The 17,342-nt window shown below is 36.1% G+C and carries 8 protein-coding genes; 7 read left to right on the top strand and 1 reads right to left on the bottom strand.

Translation table 11 applies throughout. The features are described 5' to 3' along the window. The first annotated feature begins 185 nt into the window (after positions 1 to 185). Positions 186 to 1,220, top strand: coding sequence for a LacI family DNA-binding transcriptional regulator (locus tag FLP_RS07725; protein WP_065448946.1), 1,035 nt, complete (start codon positions 186 to 188; stop codon positions 1,218 to 1,220). A 323-nt stretch (positions 1,221 to 1,543) separates the two neighbouring features. Here FLP_RS07725 and FLP_RS07720 read toward each other — a convergent pair whose 3' ends face one another. Further along, a complete protein-coding gene (locus FLP_RS07720) occupies positions 1,544 to 2,713 on the bottom strand; it encodes a DUF4861 family protein (protein ID WP_065448945.1) in 1,170 nt (389 codons plus the stop codon). Between the two features lie 320 nt (positions 2,714 to 3,033). Here FLP_RS07720 and FLP_RS07715 point away from each other — a divergent pair, with 320 nt between their 5' ends. From FLP_RS07715 to FLP_RS07690, 6 genes are all read left to right on the top strand, one after another. Continuing rightward, positions 3,034 to 3,510, top strand: a complete 477-nt coding sequence (locus tag FLP_RS07715) for an NUDIX hydrolase (protein ID WP_065448944.1) — start codon at positions 3,034 to 3,036, stop codon at positions 3,508 to 3,510. A gap of 79 nt (positions 3,511 to 3,589) precedes the next feature. Then, the gene (locus FLP_RS07710; protein WP_065448943.1) at positions 3,590 to 4,222 is read left to right on the top strand and encodes an HAD family hydrolase; all 633 of its coding nucleotides are present in this window, start codon (positions 3,590 to 3,592) and stop codon (positions 4,220 to 4,222) included. A 343-nt stretch (positions 4,223 to 4,565) separates the two neighbouring features. After that, positions 4,566 to 7,493: a triple tyrosine motif-containing protein gene (locus tag FLP_RS07705; RefSeq protein ID WP_065448942.1), complete on the top strand. Its 2,928-nt coding sequence runs from the start codon at positions 4,566 to 4,568 to the stop codon at positions 7,491 to 7,493. Positions 7,494 to 8,523: 1,030 nt separating this feature from the next. After that, on the top strand, positions 8,524 to 12,417 hold the full coding sequence (locus tag FLP_RS07700) for a family 16 glycosylhydrolase (protein WP_243397509.1): 3,894 nt from the start codon (positions 8,524 to 8,526) through the stop codon (positions 12,415 to 12,417). Between the two features lie 318 nt (positions 12,418 to 12,735). Further along, entirely contained in the window at positions 12,736 to 15,408 is a 2,673-nt protein-coding gene (locus FLP_RS07695; protein WP_065448940.1) for a beta-1,3-glucanase family protein, read from the top strand. A 303-nt stretch (positions 15,409 to 15,711) separates the two neighbouring features. Further along, positions 15,712 to 17,337, top strand: coding sequence for a glycosyl hydrolase family 18 protein (locus FLP_RS07690; protein ID WP_065448939.1), 1,626 nt, complete (start codon positions 15,712 to 15,714; stop codon positions 17,335 to 17,337). Positions 17,338 to 17,342: the final 5 nt, after the last annotated feature.

Raw genomic sequence — 17,342 nt, 5'->3', positions numbered from 1 at the left:
TGTAAGAACGATAATAACTACAAATATTTTTCTTTAATATAATGTTTTTTTCAAACACATGTGTATATTTGCGTGTACGCACACGGGCTTTTACAAATGTATATAAAAAGTTAAGTAAAACAACTTATATTCAATAAAAAAATAATAATTTCGAATGATGTACAGCATCATTTAACTTAAAACTCATCAATATCATAACGATAAAAAAAATTGCCGAATTAGCCAACGTTTCCCCTGGAACTGTTGATAGAATTATACATAATCGTGGGCAGGTTGCTCAGAAAAATGTAGATAAAGTAAATGCTATTATTGAGCAATATGGCTACAAACGTAATATTCTGGCAAGTAATCTGGCCTTGAATAAAAAGTTTCATTTTGCAGTTTTTTTACCACAATATGAAAATCTGGAATATTGGAAAAGTCAAATTGCGGGAATAGAAAAAGCAGCAATTGAATTTAGCAAGTTCGGTATTGTACTGGATTATTTCTTTTATGATTTTAATGCAGCTTCTTTTAAAGAGGCCGTTAAAAAAGTACTGGAATTTGATTGCGACGGACTCTTATTTGCGCCTATTTTTTATGAAGAATCGGTACGCTTTTTAAGTGAATATGAAGAGAAAAACATTCCTGTTGTCATGATCGATTCGAATATCTCTAATAATGAAGAGCATGCTTATGTAGGGCAAGATGCTTTTCAGAGTGGTTATTTGGCCGGACGATTAATCAGTTTTGCGGTAAAGAATGAAAGACAAATTCTGATTTTTAAAATTACCAGAGAGATCGAAAGTACATCGGTTTATTTGCAGCGTATCAATGGTTTTTATTCGTTTTTTAAAGATCATGATGAACTCAGGAATTTTAAATTTTCTGAAATTACCATCAAAGATTCCGGAATCGATCAATTGAATCTGGAAATGTTTTCTGGTATCAATAGTGTTTTTGTACCTAATTCGAGAGCGTATATTGTGGCAAGATTTTTAGAACAGAATAATATAAAAGGCGTAAGAATTATTGGTTACGATTTATTAAAAGATAATATCGAATACCTTAATAAAGGAATAATCGATTTCTTAATCAACCAAAGACCCGAAGAACAAGGATATATGGGAATAAATCATTTGTATAAAAAGTTAGTGTTACAGGAAACTGTTTCAAACACACATTATATTCCTTTAGAAATTATTTTGAAAGAGAATTATTTTCCTGCGAGGAAATCGTAGAATTTTGGTACACGGGTTTGGCGGGTTTTAACTGGTTTTCACGGATTTTTATTTTTTATTCGCAATCTTGTCATCCTGACGGAGGAAGGATCACACTAGTGATTCGACAAAGATTGGCGATTTTCTTTGAGGAGTTTCGAGTGTGATGCTTCCTCCGTCAGGATGACAAGATTAGGTGTAAATCTAAACGAACAAACCCTACAGGTTTTAAAATCTGTAGGGTTTGTTTTTTAGCGAAAAGTTTGTCAGGATAAGAGGATTGCGAGTAGTATAAAATCCGCGAAAACCAGTTAAAACCCGTCAAATCCGTGGTCAATAAAAAACTATTTCTTCACTTTAACCACCAACGGTGTATTTATTTTTTTAGCAAACGAACTCAAATACGTTTCCCATTGTTTTTGAGTTTGAAACGGACTTCCTTTTTTCCAGCCAAAACCAACATAATAGATTGCTTTATTGTTCTTTACCTCAATGTTTCCGTATAGATTACTTAAATCTTTATCTTCGGTAATATGATTATCAAAACTCGTTAAAGTATTTTTTGGAGCTACAATTCCGGTTCCAATTTCAGAATCGTCGATAGGTTCCCAATGGCTTAACCAGCCTTCTTTTATGTTGGTTCCCGTAGTACCTTTTTTGTCATGAAGCGTTAATCCTGCGGCGATAGATTTTGTTCCGGTAATATTGATTTCAAAACGAGAAAGGTAACTTCCGTAATCCAGACTGATTAATTTTGACTCGGTTATTTTGTTGCCTTTTGCATCCCAATCGGCATAAGTCAGGATAAAACTTGTTCTGATAGGTCCCGTTGTGATGGTTTTCCAGCTAATGAAATTCTTAGAAAAATAGTATTGATCATCGACCTTAACGGCAATTCCGCCTACACCACGACTGTCACCTACATGAAAATTATCTAAACCTTCACCAGTATCTTTATGATACGTTCCGGTTCCGTTAGTAGCTTTTTCATACCATTTGTTGATAATTGGGTAATCGACTCTTTTTAGCCAGGCATCAATTCCGCTGGTTAAAGTTCCGCCCGCAATTTTGTCTTCGACCATTTTTTGAGCTACCGGACCATACGTTCTAAAGGCGACTTTATTGTTTTCCCATGCATAATCGTCTGTTCGTTCCGGAACAAATCTCGAATAACAACTAATTGTAGTTTCTTTTGATGGATTTTCGGCAACCAAAACTTCAAAATCTTGCTGTGATGAAGCTTTTATTTTAGGCTGAAATAACAATACATCTGTTATTCCGTCGCCATCATTGTCGATAGATTGTGTAGTTAAAAAAGTATTTGTACCAGCTTCTTTTACAGCATAATTTTCCAGTTTAACTGAAGTTGCTAATCCAAGGGATTTTTTGGTCAGTTCAATGGTTTCGAATTCACGATCTATTGGAAGGGAATTGGTGACAGTAATAATTTTGTTTTGAGCATGAACGGCAATACTACTTGCCAGAATTGCGAGAAATAAAACAGGCTTTTTCAAAGTGGTTATTTTTTTAATGTTTGTAAAGTGACATTCTAAGAATGATAAAATTACAAATAGATAATTGATTAAAAATACAGAATTGGGGTAAATATGTGCAGAATTTGGGTTATGGGATTATTTTAAACACATAGAGACCTAGATTTTTATGATTTTGAAAAAGCAAATCAAAAAGAAACACGTTTCTCACACATGCTATGTGGGTTGATGCAAGTAAAAAGCCTTTTTTGAGTTCAGTAATTCTATGACTCTATGTGTTAAAAATTATTATAACCAATGGGTTAATTAGTATATTTAGATATCTAAATTAATAAAACACCATGAAACAAAGTGCCGGCCTATTACTTTTTAAATTTGTAGACAAAACCGTATTCTTTTTCCTGGTTCATCCCGGTGGTCCATTCTGGAAAAATAAAGACCTGGAGAGCTGGTCGATTCCAAAGGGCGAATTCACCAATGATGAAAACCCGCTTGATGCTGCAAAACGCGAGTTTTACGAAGAAACTGGTTTTAAATTAGAAAGTGAATCAGAAAGCGATTTTATTGAACTTGACTCAGTAAAATTAAAATCAGGTAAAACGATTTTTGCCTGGGCATTAGAATTTGATATTGATGCAACTCTCATAAAAAGCAATGAATTTGAAATGGAATGGCCTCCAAAATCAGGAAAACAACAATCTTTTCCGGAAGTTGACAGAGCCGAATGGTTTCAAACCGAACACGCTTTGAAAAAAATAAATCCCGCACAGGCTGATTTTATTGTTCAGATCATCTCTAAAATATCTTCTTCGCTCTAAAAATAGCCTTACTTTACAGAATAATTTTGTAATTTACATTTTCGGTCGAGCCGAATAATTAAAAATGTAAATAAAGAATATGGAAGTTAAATGTATTATTTTCGATTGTGACGGAGTTCTTGTAGATACTGAAAAAATTGGTAACGGAATTATGCTTGAAATGGCAGCAGAATATGGTTTTAAGATGAAACTGGAAGATGCATATCGCGATTTTAACGGTCGTAAATTAAAAGAATGTTTCCTGTATATTGAGAATGCTATTGGGAAAAAACTTCCCGATACTTTTGAAGCAGATTATCGTGAGAAAAGTTTTGAAGCTTTCAAAACGCAGGTAAAGCCAATGGAAGGCATCGTTGATTTTCTTAATAAATTAAAAATCCCTTATTGTGTAGCTTCAAGCGGTCCGGTTGATAAAATCAGACTGAATCTTGAAGTGGCAGGTTTATTAGATAAATTCGAACATAAAATATTCAGTTCATACCAGATTAATAGCTGGAAACCAGATCCCGAAATTTTTCTGCACGCTGCAAAAGAAATGGGATTTGATGTTAAAGATTGCATCGTAATCGAAGACAGCAAAGCCGGAGTAATTGCCGGAATTAGCGGTGGATTCAAAGTGTATGGTTTTGCCAATGGTTATAACAATGAAGACCTAGAAAAAGAAGGCGCGGAGCTTTTTCATTCTTATGAGGAGTTAGCTTTTTTGTATTAAAAAGTTTCAGGTTTCAAGTTTCAGGTTTCTGCTACTTTTAAGGTATTAGCTTTGTCAAAGTTTTAAACTTTGACAAAGCTTTTCGCATTTTTAAGCATTATATAATAATCTAATTTTCTCATTACCAAATTCTTTAATTAAAATGTAATTTGTTACATTAAAATAAATTTTTATATATTTGATTATAGAGATTCATTTTTTCTGAGGCTTTTAATTATCAAATTATAATTTTAAGAGTAGTAATAAGAATGTCTTTTTTGCTTAAAAATGCCTTTTCCCAAAGGGGTGTTTTTGAGACTGTAGCTCTTAAAAAGCTACGAACTAACCTACAGACCGAAACAAAATGACAAAATTTTTACTTAGAATTTTAGTTCTATGGATATCCCTTTTGTATCCAATTGTTAATGCCCAAATTAAGAAAATTGGAGTTCCTTTTATCACCAACTATAATCCTAAAACTTATAAAGCCGCTTCAGAAAACTGGGATGTTTTGCAGGATTCTAAAGGCATGATGTTTTTTGCGAATCATTTTGGTATTATGCAATTTGATGGCGTGAGATGGAGTATTGTGGCACAGCCGGAAAATAAAAGTATGGTTCGTTCTCTTGCGATCGATAAAAATGATAAAATGTATGTTGGTGCTCAGGGCGAATTTGGTTATACTGTTCAATTACCAAACGGGCAATATAAATATACTTCTTTAGTGAAATTACTTCTGGAGTCTGCCAGAAATTTTGGTGATGTGTTGCATACGGTTATTCGCCATAAAGAAGTAATTTTTTTCTCGAATGAAGAACTTTTTATTTATAAGAATAATAAAATCAAAGTAATACGATCTGAGGCCAAGTTTGATGAATTTTTTGAAGTTGGCAAAGAAATCTATGTTTCAGACAATGTAAAAGGTTTGCTGAAATTAGAAAATGATGTTTTGATTGAAATTCCGAACAGTAAAGAATTTATCGGGATGAAGATCAGGAAAATCTTTGAAACCAATGAAGGTTTGATCATCCTGACACAAAAGAAAGGTTTATTTCTCTACAAAAATAATCACGTAAAACCTTTTGTGACTGAAGCGGATAATGTATTGAAACAGAATCAGATCTCAACAGGGATTTTGCTTTCTGATGGCTATTTCGGAATTGGAACTCGTCAAAACGGATTGATAGTTATTGATAGTAAAGGAGATTTAATTCAGCATATTAATAAACAGACAGGTTTGCAAAACGATTACGTTACCAATCTTAAAATGGATAGGGAAGGTAATTTATGGGTTACTTTGAAAGATGGTATTTCGATGATTCAGATCACGTCGCCGTTATCAAAAATACTGGACACGTCCAACTCAGAAACCAAAATATATTGCAGTCAGATTTATCAAAACAAACTCTATATCGCTACTGATAATGGCGTTTTTTGGCTGGATTGGAATGCTTACAAAAATGGCCAGCATGAGAATGTTCACTTTCAGCATATATCAGGAATGTCTGAAAACGTGTGGAATATTGGTATTTTTGGAAACTCACTTTTGGCTTTTGAGAAAAATGGAGTTTTTGAAATCAAAGGTAATTCGGCACAATTGTTAGCCAGAACAGATGGCGCCTGGCAAGGTGTTCTTATTCCGAATCATACTGATTTATTGCTTGTTGGCGGTTATAACGGTTTGTATTTATTAAAACAGATCAATAATTCCTGGGTGTATCAGCATAAAATAAAAGATTTTGAAGAAAGCAGTAGGGTAATTGTAACCGATAAGGATGAGAATATTTGGATCGCGCATGGTTACAAAGGAATCTTCAAAATGAGATTGAATAAAACATTTGATGCTATTTCGAACATTGAATTTTATAATGGTAAGAATGGTTTTCCGTCGAGTTTGTTTTTAAATAATTTCAAAATTAAGAACCAGATTCTTTTTGGAACAACAAAAGGCGTTTACAAACAAGATACTCATTCAAAGAAAATGATTCCTGATGCTATTTTCAAAAAATATCTGGGAATGAAAAGTCATATTCGGTTGCTTAAAGAAGATCCTCAAAACAATATCTGGTATATTTCTGGAGAGAATACGGGAAAAATGAATCAGAAAGCAGATGGAGGTTTCACTATCGAAGAATTGCCTTTTCGGAAACTGAGATACTTATACATTCCGGGTTTCGAGAATATTCAGACCACTGCAAACGGAGATGTGTTTTTTGGAACACAAGAGGGTTTAATTCATTACAACACCACCAAAAACAAGAAATATCAATCGAATTACAAAGCGATAATTTCTGAGGTTAAATGTATTTTTCCTAAAGACAGTTTGTTGTTTTCCAGCAGATACGATGTACTTCCAACTAATATAGAATCGGCAAATACATTTTCGCCTGTTTTATCGTATTCGAATAACGCTTTGCACTTTTCGTTTGCATCACTTTGCTATGATGAAGCTGATGCAACTAAATACGAATATTGGCTGGAAGGTTTTGAACCTAAATGGTCAGACTGGAATCTTCAGACGGAAAAAGAATATACCAATTTACCGGAGAACGAATATATTTTTCACGTAAGGGCAAAAAATATTTATGATGTTGTCAGTGAAGAAGCTGTTTTTAAATTTGAAATTCTGCCACCATGGTACAGAACAAACTGGGCTTATATTTTATATTTGATATTGTTTGGCGTTTTGATTTATACGATTATCAAATACCAAAAAAATCTGGCTGAACGCGAACGCGAACAATTAATCCTGAATCAGGAAAAGGAATTGCTCCGAAATCGCGCCGAATTAAACGAGCAAAAACTGGCGTTAGAACAGGAAAACATGGCGATTATGAAGGAGAATCTTGAAACAACGATTAATCTCAAAAATGCCAAAGTAGCTTCGAATACGGTGAATTTGATTCATTTAAATGAAATTTTACTTTCTATAAAAGAGCTTATTGGTCAGATTGATAAGAACAACGATTTTAATACCAATTTTGGTTTACTAAAGAAAATCAACCGAATCATTGATCACGAATTACAAGGAGATCAGCACTGGAACGAGTTTGAAGAAATTTTTAATCAGCTGCACGATAATTTCATGCAACGATTGAAAAGTAGTTTCCCGGAACTAACTCCGCGTGATATGCGATTGTGTGCGTATTTGCGAATGAATTTTAATACCAAAGAAATTGCACCGCTTTTGGGAATTTCTGTTCGAGGAGTTGAAGACACGAGATATCGTATTCGTAAAAAATTACAGCTATCATCAGAAGCAAATATTACAGAGTTTATTTTGAATTTTTAAATGTGTTTATTTTTTCTCGCAGATTTGACAGATCGAGCAGATTTTTTTAATCTTTTTTATCCCTTAATCTGTGGCTAAAATTTTTCACGCAGATTTTAAAAAGATTTAAGCAGATGTGCGCAAATGATTATCAAAATTTAATCTGCTCAATTTGCAGAGTAAAGCATTAAAGAAGCTCCGGAGGAGCGTAATATTTATAGCTCATATATACGTTCTTCGGATTAAAGCTCCAGCGGAGCGATATCTAAATTCATTTTTTCTCGCAGATTTGGCAGATCGAGCAGATTTTTTTAATCTTTTTTATCACTTAATCTGTGGCTAAAATTTTTCACGCAGATTTTAAAAAGATTTAAGCAGATTTGCGCAAATTTAATCTGCTTAATCTGCCAAATCTGCGTGAAACAATAATTATTTAATCTGTGGCTGATTTTTTCAAACAGATTTTGAAAAGATTGATGCAGATTTGTGCAGATGTTTTATTTTATAACGTATTAATTCTAAAAGTTAAAGATTAATCGCAATGATAACCGCAATCTTGTCATCCCGAGGAACGAGGGATCTCCGCAAGTAATTCTACAAAGATGGGCTACATTTGTTACGGAGTTTCTTGCGAAGATTTGCTTCGCCAGTCGCTATCGCTCGAGTCTCCTCCGTCGAAATGACAAACTAAACGCAAACGGCATTTTCTTTTATATTCCTACAATTAAAATCCATCTTCGATCGGTTTATAACCAACACATAATGAATTTTTAAAATCAGTAAAATCCTAAGTAGATTTACGCTTTTTGACGGCTAATTATTACATTTTTTTACAAACACCGTAGTCAAACCGTATTGTAAAATGTAAGTCTTGCCTGATTTATTTGTTAATATTGTCTCATTATTATTACAATAACAATCTGTTTTTTACAAAGCAGTTATTTATTGTGTTAATAATCTTTACTAACAAATAACCTAAAAACAAATGAAGCAAAAAGACTCTTTTTTCGGCCGACCACCGAAAAGCAATTACAATGTAAAAAGGTGTTTAATGTTACTCGTTCTTGCATTATCTCCATTACTAAAAGTTCATTCACAATGCAACACCTTAATTTGGTCGGATGAATTTAACGGAACGACAGTAGACGCGACCAAATGGCAAAGTATTTCCGGAAACGGCTGTCCGTCACTTTGTGGTTTCGGAAATGCCGAAGCCCAGCGTTACGATCCTAATCAGGCCACCATTGTCAAGGAAGGAACAAACAGTTATTTGAACATTCAGGCAAAATACGAACCCAATGCTGCCTTTCCGTCACAGCCGTATTCGTCAGCCAAACTTACCACAGAAGGTAAATATGCCATCAAATACGGAAGAATCGAAGCCCGTATGAAATTATCTAACGGAATGGGCGCATGGCCCGCTTTCTGGATGTTACCTGCCGGAACGTCAAACTGGCCCTTTACTGGCGAAATTGATATCATGGAAGCCAAACACAGAAGCCCAAAATCTGTAGACGGAACGCTTCATTATGACGCAGGTGGCTACCATTATACCGGAAGAAGTTATTCTTCACCCACGGATTTATCTAACGAATTTCACGTTTATGCGGTAGAATGGGGACCAAACATCATTAAATGGTTTATAGATGGCAATTTATTTCATACTGCTACTCCACAAACGACCGTAAATGGGGGATGGCCTTTTAATGATCAACAGTTTTATATTATTTTAAATCTGGCTGTTGGTAGCGGCGGAACGCCTTATACGAGTGTAAACGGAGCAGGTGTAGAGCCAATTCCGGCTGACTTTCCTGCAAAACTACAAGTAGATTATGTGCGTGTTTACAGCGGTAGTTTTACGTATGGCGTTTTGGGCGATGCAAAAGTATACCATAGCGAAACGGGCAAAACGTATTCGATCAATTCTATTGGAGGAGCGACTTATAATTGGACCGTTCCGGCGGGAGCATCCATTACTTCAGGACAAGGTACCAATACAATCACTGTAAATTGGGGAACTACAGGCGGAGATGTTTCTGTAGCGACTACAGTTTCGGGATGTGCCGGTAATACTTATAAATTGGCCGTTGTAACAGAAGTGCCTTTACCGGTCGAGAGAATCTACGAAGATTTTCAATCGAATAGAAATATCGTCTACGGACTTAAAACAGGAGTTTTGACAGAAGCGGTGGCAAATCCATCTGCTACGGGAATCAATACTTCGGCTTTGGTGGGGAAATATGTTCGTAACGCCTCTGAATTGTATGATGTTATGAATATTAAAAATGTAACCATCAGTAATGCGAATGATTATGTGTATGGCAGAAAAAAGCTTTCTTTTGATATCTATACTTCAGCGCCAGTTGGAACTAAAATCTCGATGCAACTCGAAAATAGCTTAGTAACCACAGCAACAAATTTCCCATCAGGAAGACATAGCGGTTACAAGGCCACAACTACAGTTCAGAACAAATGGGAAACTATTGAATTTGAATTCGAAAAAGTAATCGATGCCAATACAAGCGCTTTATCGATTAATAATGTAGTTTTTCTTTTTGAATCGAATTCGAATACCGGTACCACATATTATTTTGATAATTTACTTACAAGAGCAGCGCCTGAAAAACCAATTATTGCTACAGATGTTCTTCAGAATTATGATGGTATCAATAAGATAATTAAAGGAACTACAACCGGCGTCTATTCTGTTGTGGCAAATCCGGGAGCAAATTCAGTTAACTCGTCTGCGAATGTGGCGAAGTATGTTCGAAATATTACAGAACAATACGATGTACTTTTCTTTAATACGCAAGGTACTATCGAAGATGCAGGTTTATTAAAAAGTCAGACCAATAAAATCATGATTGATGTTTATACTACCGCACCAATTGGTACAGTGGTGAGTCTGAATTTAGAGAATAGTGCAACATCGCTTCCGGCAAATTTCCCTACAGGAAGAAACAGTAATTATGTTGCCATCACGACCAAACAGAATCAATGGGAGACGCTGACTTTCTATTACAATTCAAGTCCGGATCCGGGAACATCCAATCTGGCGGTCAATCAAATGGTGATATTAGCCAATTCAGGTTCTTTTACAAATGACACTTATTATTTTGATAATATCAGAATTGGTTCTACTAAATTACCGGATACTTTTACGCCCGGAGTCGTTTACGAAGATTACCAAACGGTTCATAATATTACGTTTAGAGATGCCATCGGAACTTATACGGCAAACACACCAAATCCAAGTGCAAGCGGAATCAATACCTCTACAAACGTTGGGAAATATGTTAGAAAATCGACTGAATTGTATGATAACTTTTCTTTCAATACCACTTTAAATAATATTGGAGATTTCAAAAGCGGAACCAAGAAATTCGCTATGGATGTGTATACCTCTGCGCCGGTTGGATCTGTGATTTCATGGCAGGCAGAAAGCAGTGCTTCAATTCCTTCTAATTATCCTGTTGGAAGACATAGTATTTATCAGGGTGTTGTAAAACAAACCAATACCTGGCATACCATTACGTTTACTTATGCAAGTGCTCCGGATGCATCGACACTAGATACTGAAGTGAACCGGTTTGTGTTCTTGTTTGAACCGGGAACGAACTCAGGAAACACCTATTATTTTGATAATATCAGAGCGGTAAATTTAGTGGGAGCAGAAAATCCTCCGGCAACTTTACCAGCGCCGTGGATAAGTTCAGATTTAGGTGCTGTAACTCCAGCCGGAGAAGCCAGTCATGCCAGCGGAACTTTCACTATAAAAGGATCAGGAAATGATATTTGGGAATCAAGCGATCAATTTCAGTTTGTAAGCCAACCAATTACTGGCGATGCTGAAATTATTGCGAAAGTAAATTCATTGACAAATACTAATACATACGCAAAAGCCGGAGTAATGTTCCGTGAAACTTTGACGCCAACGTCTAAACATGCCATGACTGATATTACGGCTGCAGCGGGAGTAGAATTTTTATCGAGAGACGCTGTTTCTGCAATCACAACGGCTCAGACAGCTACAGGAACGACTCCAAAATGGCTTCGTGTAACAAGAGCAGGAAATGTATTTACGTCTTATAAGTCAGATAATGGTTCTACCTGGACACCATTAGGTACGCCAAGAACAATTGCTATGGCCAATACCATTTATGTGGGTATGGCAGTAACTTCTCATGCAAACGGAACTTTGGCAACAGGAGTTTTTAGCGATGTTATTGTTCGAAATATCACGCCGCCAACGAACAATGTCAATTTGGCTTTAGCCAAAACAACTTTAGCTTCTTCAGAAGAAAATGCCACTTATTCTTCGGCGAAAGCCACAGACGGAGATGCGGGAACAAGATGGGCGAGTAGTTTTGTGAATGCAAGCGAATGGATTTATGTTGATTTAGGAAGTAATTACAACATCAATCGTGTAGTATTAAAATGGGAAGCAGCTTTTGCCACCCAATACAAAGTACAAATTTCGACTGATACTGTTTTCACAGAAAATGAAACTGTAAATACACAAACGGCAAGCGACGGCGGAACTGATGATTTGACTGTGAACGGAACCGGAAGATATATTAGAGTTTTATGTACAGCGAAATCTTTGGCTCCATACGGATATTCTCTATTCGAAATCGAAGCTTACGGATCAGCTTCTACAGCTAAAAAAGCTGCGGTTGCAACTGAAGAAACTGATGCAGCAAGTACTGCATTTGCAGTATATCCAAACCCGGCAAGCAATTATATTCAATTGGCAATACCTGAAAAATTAGACAACAAAGTCGTAACGATTTATGATGATTCAGGAACATTGCTGGTAGAGAAAAAACTGAATGCTGATGCTAAAGAAGATGTCATTGATGTAAGTAGACTTAGAAAAGGAATCTACATTTTGAACTTTAAATCAGATCAAAAAAGCTGGTCTAAAAAACTGATCAAGCAATAATCTAAAATCCAGTTGGGTGTAATGATCCTTAATAGTTACACCCAACTTTTATAAATAAACTCGTAGTTATGATTCTTTTTAACACATAGAAACATCGATTTTGTTTGCGAAAAAGGCGTTTCACTTTATATAAAGGCACATAGATAGCTATGCGAAAGAAATGTATTTCTTTTTTGTATACTTTTTCATCCATAGAATCTATGTTTCTATGTGTTTAAAAAAATTTTCCGAATTAAATGCGACGATTTATAGCTTAATATTTTCTCATTCTTACTAATGAATAAAAAACAAGTTTATTAACCCAAACAATTTTAACCAATGAGAAATTTTAAATTACAAAAAAGATTTTTTACCGCATTGCTTCTGGCATTGCTATGCAATTTTATGTACGGGCAGGGCCCAATTCCGTTTACGATAAGTAATACGTCAACATTTAATGACAACGAATTGTATGTCGCCATAGTGGGTATTGATTACAATACCGGAAATCACGTTTGGGTCAATGCCAAAACGAGTCAGGTATTGCCTATGAGTGCTTCTTACAATACCGTTACTGGACCTACAATTGGCGGAAATACCGGACCTGGACAAAACTCAAAATATGCCAATTGTTTTACCAAATTAAGTGAAATCCCAAACAAAACTTTTACGCTGCCTCAAATTGCAGGCTGCAGGGTTTTTATTGCCAAAGGGCAGCAATTGTATTTCTACTTTTTTGGCGCAAATGGTGCTCCTTCGGGATATACATCTCCAAATCCGTTGAATGCTACAGACCCAAATCAGGGCATTTTATATGAAATCATCGAATTGACGAATAATCAATATGGTTTCTTTGGAAATCCATCGAGAGTCGATTCGTATAAATACCCAATGGGATTAGAGTTATTTGGTGCCAATGGATATCAGAAAAGAGTAGGTGAATTAAAAAAACACGCCGATATTGTGGCGGCTTTCAAAGCCAATGTGCCATCTGAATTTCAGGGTTGTGTCAATAATATAACGGGCGAAATCACGGCACCATCAAAAACTCCTGCTTTCGCAGATGGAACCGGAGGAACTTCTGTAGGAGCTCAGGCGAATTATCTGAAATCTTATATTGATGCCATTTGGAACAAATATAAAAATGAAGATTTAATTTTTTATGCCGGAGATGCTGGAGTTTTCAAAGGAAGAGTGATTGGCGAACAACTTGAAGTTGTGGGACAATCAGGAGGTTTTGTGGGCAGAACAGGAAGAGTTCAAAACAGACCATCAACTCAGGAAGCCCTAGAAGGAAAAGGTGTTTTAGACAGAAGATTGGTCGACGGAGATCTTGATCTTGTGGTTCAGGCGCAACTTACGGCGGCGATTAACCGTCATGTCGTAAATGTTACCACGCCAAATCCGGGACAACAAAACTGGTATGATGCATCGAAATTTTATCAGGTGAATCCAACCAATCATTATTCTAAATTTTGGCATTTGCCGGGAATAAGTGTAGATAATCTGGCATACGGATTTGCCTATGATGATGTAGCCGATCAGTCTCCATCGCTTCATTCGCCTCAGCCAACAAAAGTTATTGCTACGTTTGGAGGATATGCAGGTACAACACCTTCGGTTCCGGCTACAACAGATGTTATTACGGTTTATAAAGATTGTAACTACACCGGATTTTCCGGCGGATTGACTATTGGAGATTATAATCTGGCGCGTTTGAATACTTTAGGAGTTTTAAATGATGATATTTCTTCGCTTAAAGTAGCTCAGGGTTTTCAGGCGATTTTGTATCAGGATGATAATTTTACAGGAGCTTCAACGGTAATCAATTCTGATAATGCTTGTTTAAACACCACCTGGAATGATAAAGTGACTTCGATTAGAATTCTGGCAAATGGAGTAACTACTTTGAATAATCAAACTTTTTATCTTCAAAACAGAAACAGCAATTTGTACATGGATGTATGGAATGCTAATTTATCGAATGGTGCTGCCATCAATCAGGGCGCTTTGAATTCAGGTAACAATCAGAAATTTACTTTCACGCATTTAGGCGACGGATTGTATAAAATCATTGCTAATCATAGCGGTCAGTCTTTAGACGTAAACAATTTTAGTAAAGCAAATGGTGCGAAAGTAGAGCAATATCCATACAATGCCACGACTAATCAGCAATTTGTATTAGTTGCAACTGGTGATGGATTTTATAAAATTGTGGCCAGACATAGTGGTCGAATCGTTGAGGTTGCAGGAGCAAGTACAGCTTCTGGCGCGGTCGTTCAACAATGGGACAATAACAATCAAACGTGCGGACAATGGAAATTGGTTCCCGCTACGACTTCTCAAACTTCTGTTTTAATTCAGGCCGAAGATTATTCTGCCATGAGCGGCATTCAGGTTGAAGCGACTACAGATACAGGAGGAGGTTCAAATGTTGGTTATACCGAAACGGGTGACTGGTTGGCTTATAACAGTATTAATTTTCCAACAACTGGTTCTTATTTAATAGAATACCGTGTTGCAAGTGGCGTAACGGGAGGTAAATTATCATCTGATCTAAACGGAGGAACTATTGTTTTAGGCAATGTTGATATTCCAAACACAGGAGGATGGCAAAACTGGCAAACCGTATCTCAAACGGTAAATGTAAATGCAGGAACGTACAATTTTGGAATCTATATTCAGAATACAGGAATGAATATCAACTGGATTAAAATTACAAAAGTGGGCGCCGGTTTAACAGCTAAATCAGCTCAAGCTCCAGTGGTTGAAGAAAAAGTTGTCGAAACGGCTTTGAACATCTATCCAAGTCCGGTCGAAAATACACTTTATATTACTACGGATGTCAGCGGAGGAAATGTAAGCATTGTAGATTCTCAGACAGGAACTGTTTTTTCCGGACGAAAAGTCAATAATAACAGTTTAGATGTTTCGTATTTACGACGAGGCATTTATTTGATAGTGTTTGAAAAAGACGGCCAAAAAACGGTGAAACGTTTTATCAAAAAATAGTCATGTTAAATTCCAATTTTTTAAAATTCCAAATTCCAAGACAGGGATCTAAGTCACTCATTAATAAGTGTTTAAAAAGCTTCAGGATTGATTTTATATCTAATTTTAGATTTGATTTACAAGCAATTGGAATTTGGAATTTAAAAAAATTGGAATTTAATTACTTATAGTTTTAAAAGAGATTTTATATCTAAGACTTTAGATTTTTAGGTTCCAACCAATCTGAAATCTAAAGTCTAAAAATTAAAATTATTTTCTCCCCCGAGAATTTACATATCTATTAATCTATTAAAAAATGTTACTATGAAAAACAATTACAAAGTGATCCAGCTAAAATGGATCTTGATTTTGGTTCTGGGTGTTGTTAACTTATCAGTTGCCCAAAAAAAAGTTATCGCTTATATCCCTAATTGGGTAGATCTCAATGCTTTTTCGAGCAGCGTTCAGTACAGTAAACTGACGCATATTAATATTGCTTTCGAAAATCCTGATGCCAATGGATATCTGTCTTTTAATTCAGGAAGTAATACCATCATTAATGCGGCACATGCTCAAAACGTAAAAGTTTTTGTTTCCCTTGGAGGAGGCTCAGTTTCTGAAGGAGGCGCTATTCGTGATAACTATTTCAATTTGATTAAAGCTGCCAACAGAACAGCTTTTATTCAGAAAATCTACGATTATGTGGTGGCTCATAATTTTGATGGTGTCGACATGGATCTTGAAGGTCCGGCAATTAATAGTGATTACGGAGGATTTGTAATAGCGCTTGCCGCGAAATTGCATGCTAATGGAAAACTAATTTCGGCAGCGCTTTCAGAAGGATATGGTGGTGCAAATGTACCTGCATCTACTTTTGCAGCTTTTGACTGGATTAATATCATGGCATATGATGCAACAGGACCCTGGCAACCGGGAAATCCCGGACAGCATTCTCCATATAGTATGGCCGTAAACCAATTTAATTACTGGACAGGAAGAGGATTACCGGCAAGCAAAGCGATTATTGGACTTCCGTTTTACGGATATGGTTTTGGAGCTTCTGCTAATCAGGGAATTTCTTATGCCAATATTGTAGCGCAATATCCGGGAGCAGAAAATCTGGATCAGGTAGGAAATACGATTTATTATAACGGAATTCCAACCATTAAAGCAAAAACAACATTTGCGATTCAGAATGCGGGCGGAGTTATGATTTGGGAATTGTCTCAGGACGCGACCGGTGCCAAATCATTATTAACAGCCGTAAATCAGGTTATTACAGGAAGTAATCCACCAACAGGCACAGGAACTTTAATACAAGCAGAAAGCTACTCTTCGATGAACGGTATTCAGACAGAAGCCACTACAGATACAGGCGGAGGCCTTAATGTTGGTTACGCAGATACAAGCGACTGGATGGCATATTCGAATGTTAATTTTCCAACTTCAGGTTCTTACGTAATCGAATACAGAGTAGCAAGTGCTGTAAATGGCGCGAGAATTTCATCTGATTTAAATGCAGGAACCATTCAGTTGGGTAATGTTAATATTCCAAACACAGGAGGTTGGCAAAACTGGCAAACGGTTTCTCAAACCGTAAATGTAAATGCCGGAACTTATAATTTCGGGATATTTATACAAAGTTCGGGTGTGAATATCAATTGGTTCAGAATCACGAAATCGGGAGCAGGTTTAGCTGCAAAATCTGCAGCTTCAGAAGAGTTTGTGGCTTTAAATGTATATCCAACTTCTGTTGATAACACACTTTCTATTACCCAGGATGTAAGCAATGCGAATGTGAGTATTATAGATTCTCAAACCGGTGCTGTTGTTTCAGGTTCAAAAGTAAACAACAATAGCATAGATGTTTCTCTTTTAAAATCAGGCATTTATTTGATTGTTTTTGAAAAAGAAGGTACACAAACCGTGAGACGTTTTATTAAAAAATAAGATTT

Source organism: Flavobacterium piscis (assembly GCF_001686925.1).
GTDB lineage: Bacteria > Bacteroidota > Bacteroidia > Flavobacteriales > Flavobacteriaceae > Flavobacterium > Flavobacterium piscis.
This window is presented reverse-complemented; position numbering and strand designations above follow the sequence as displayed.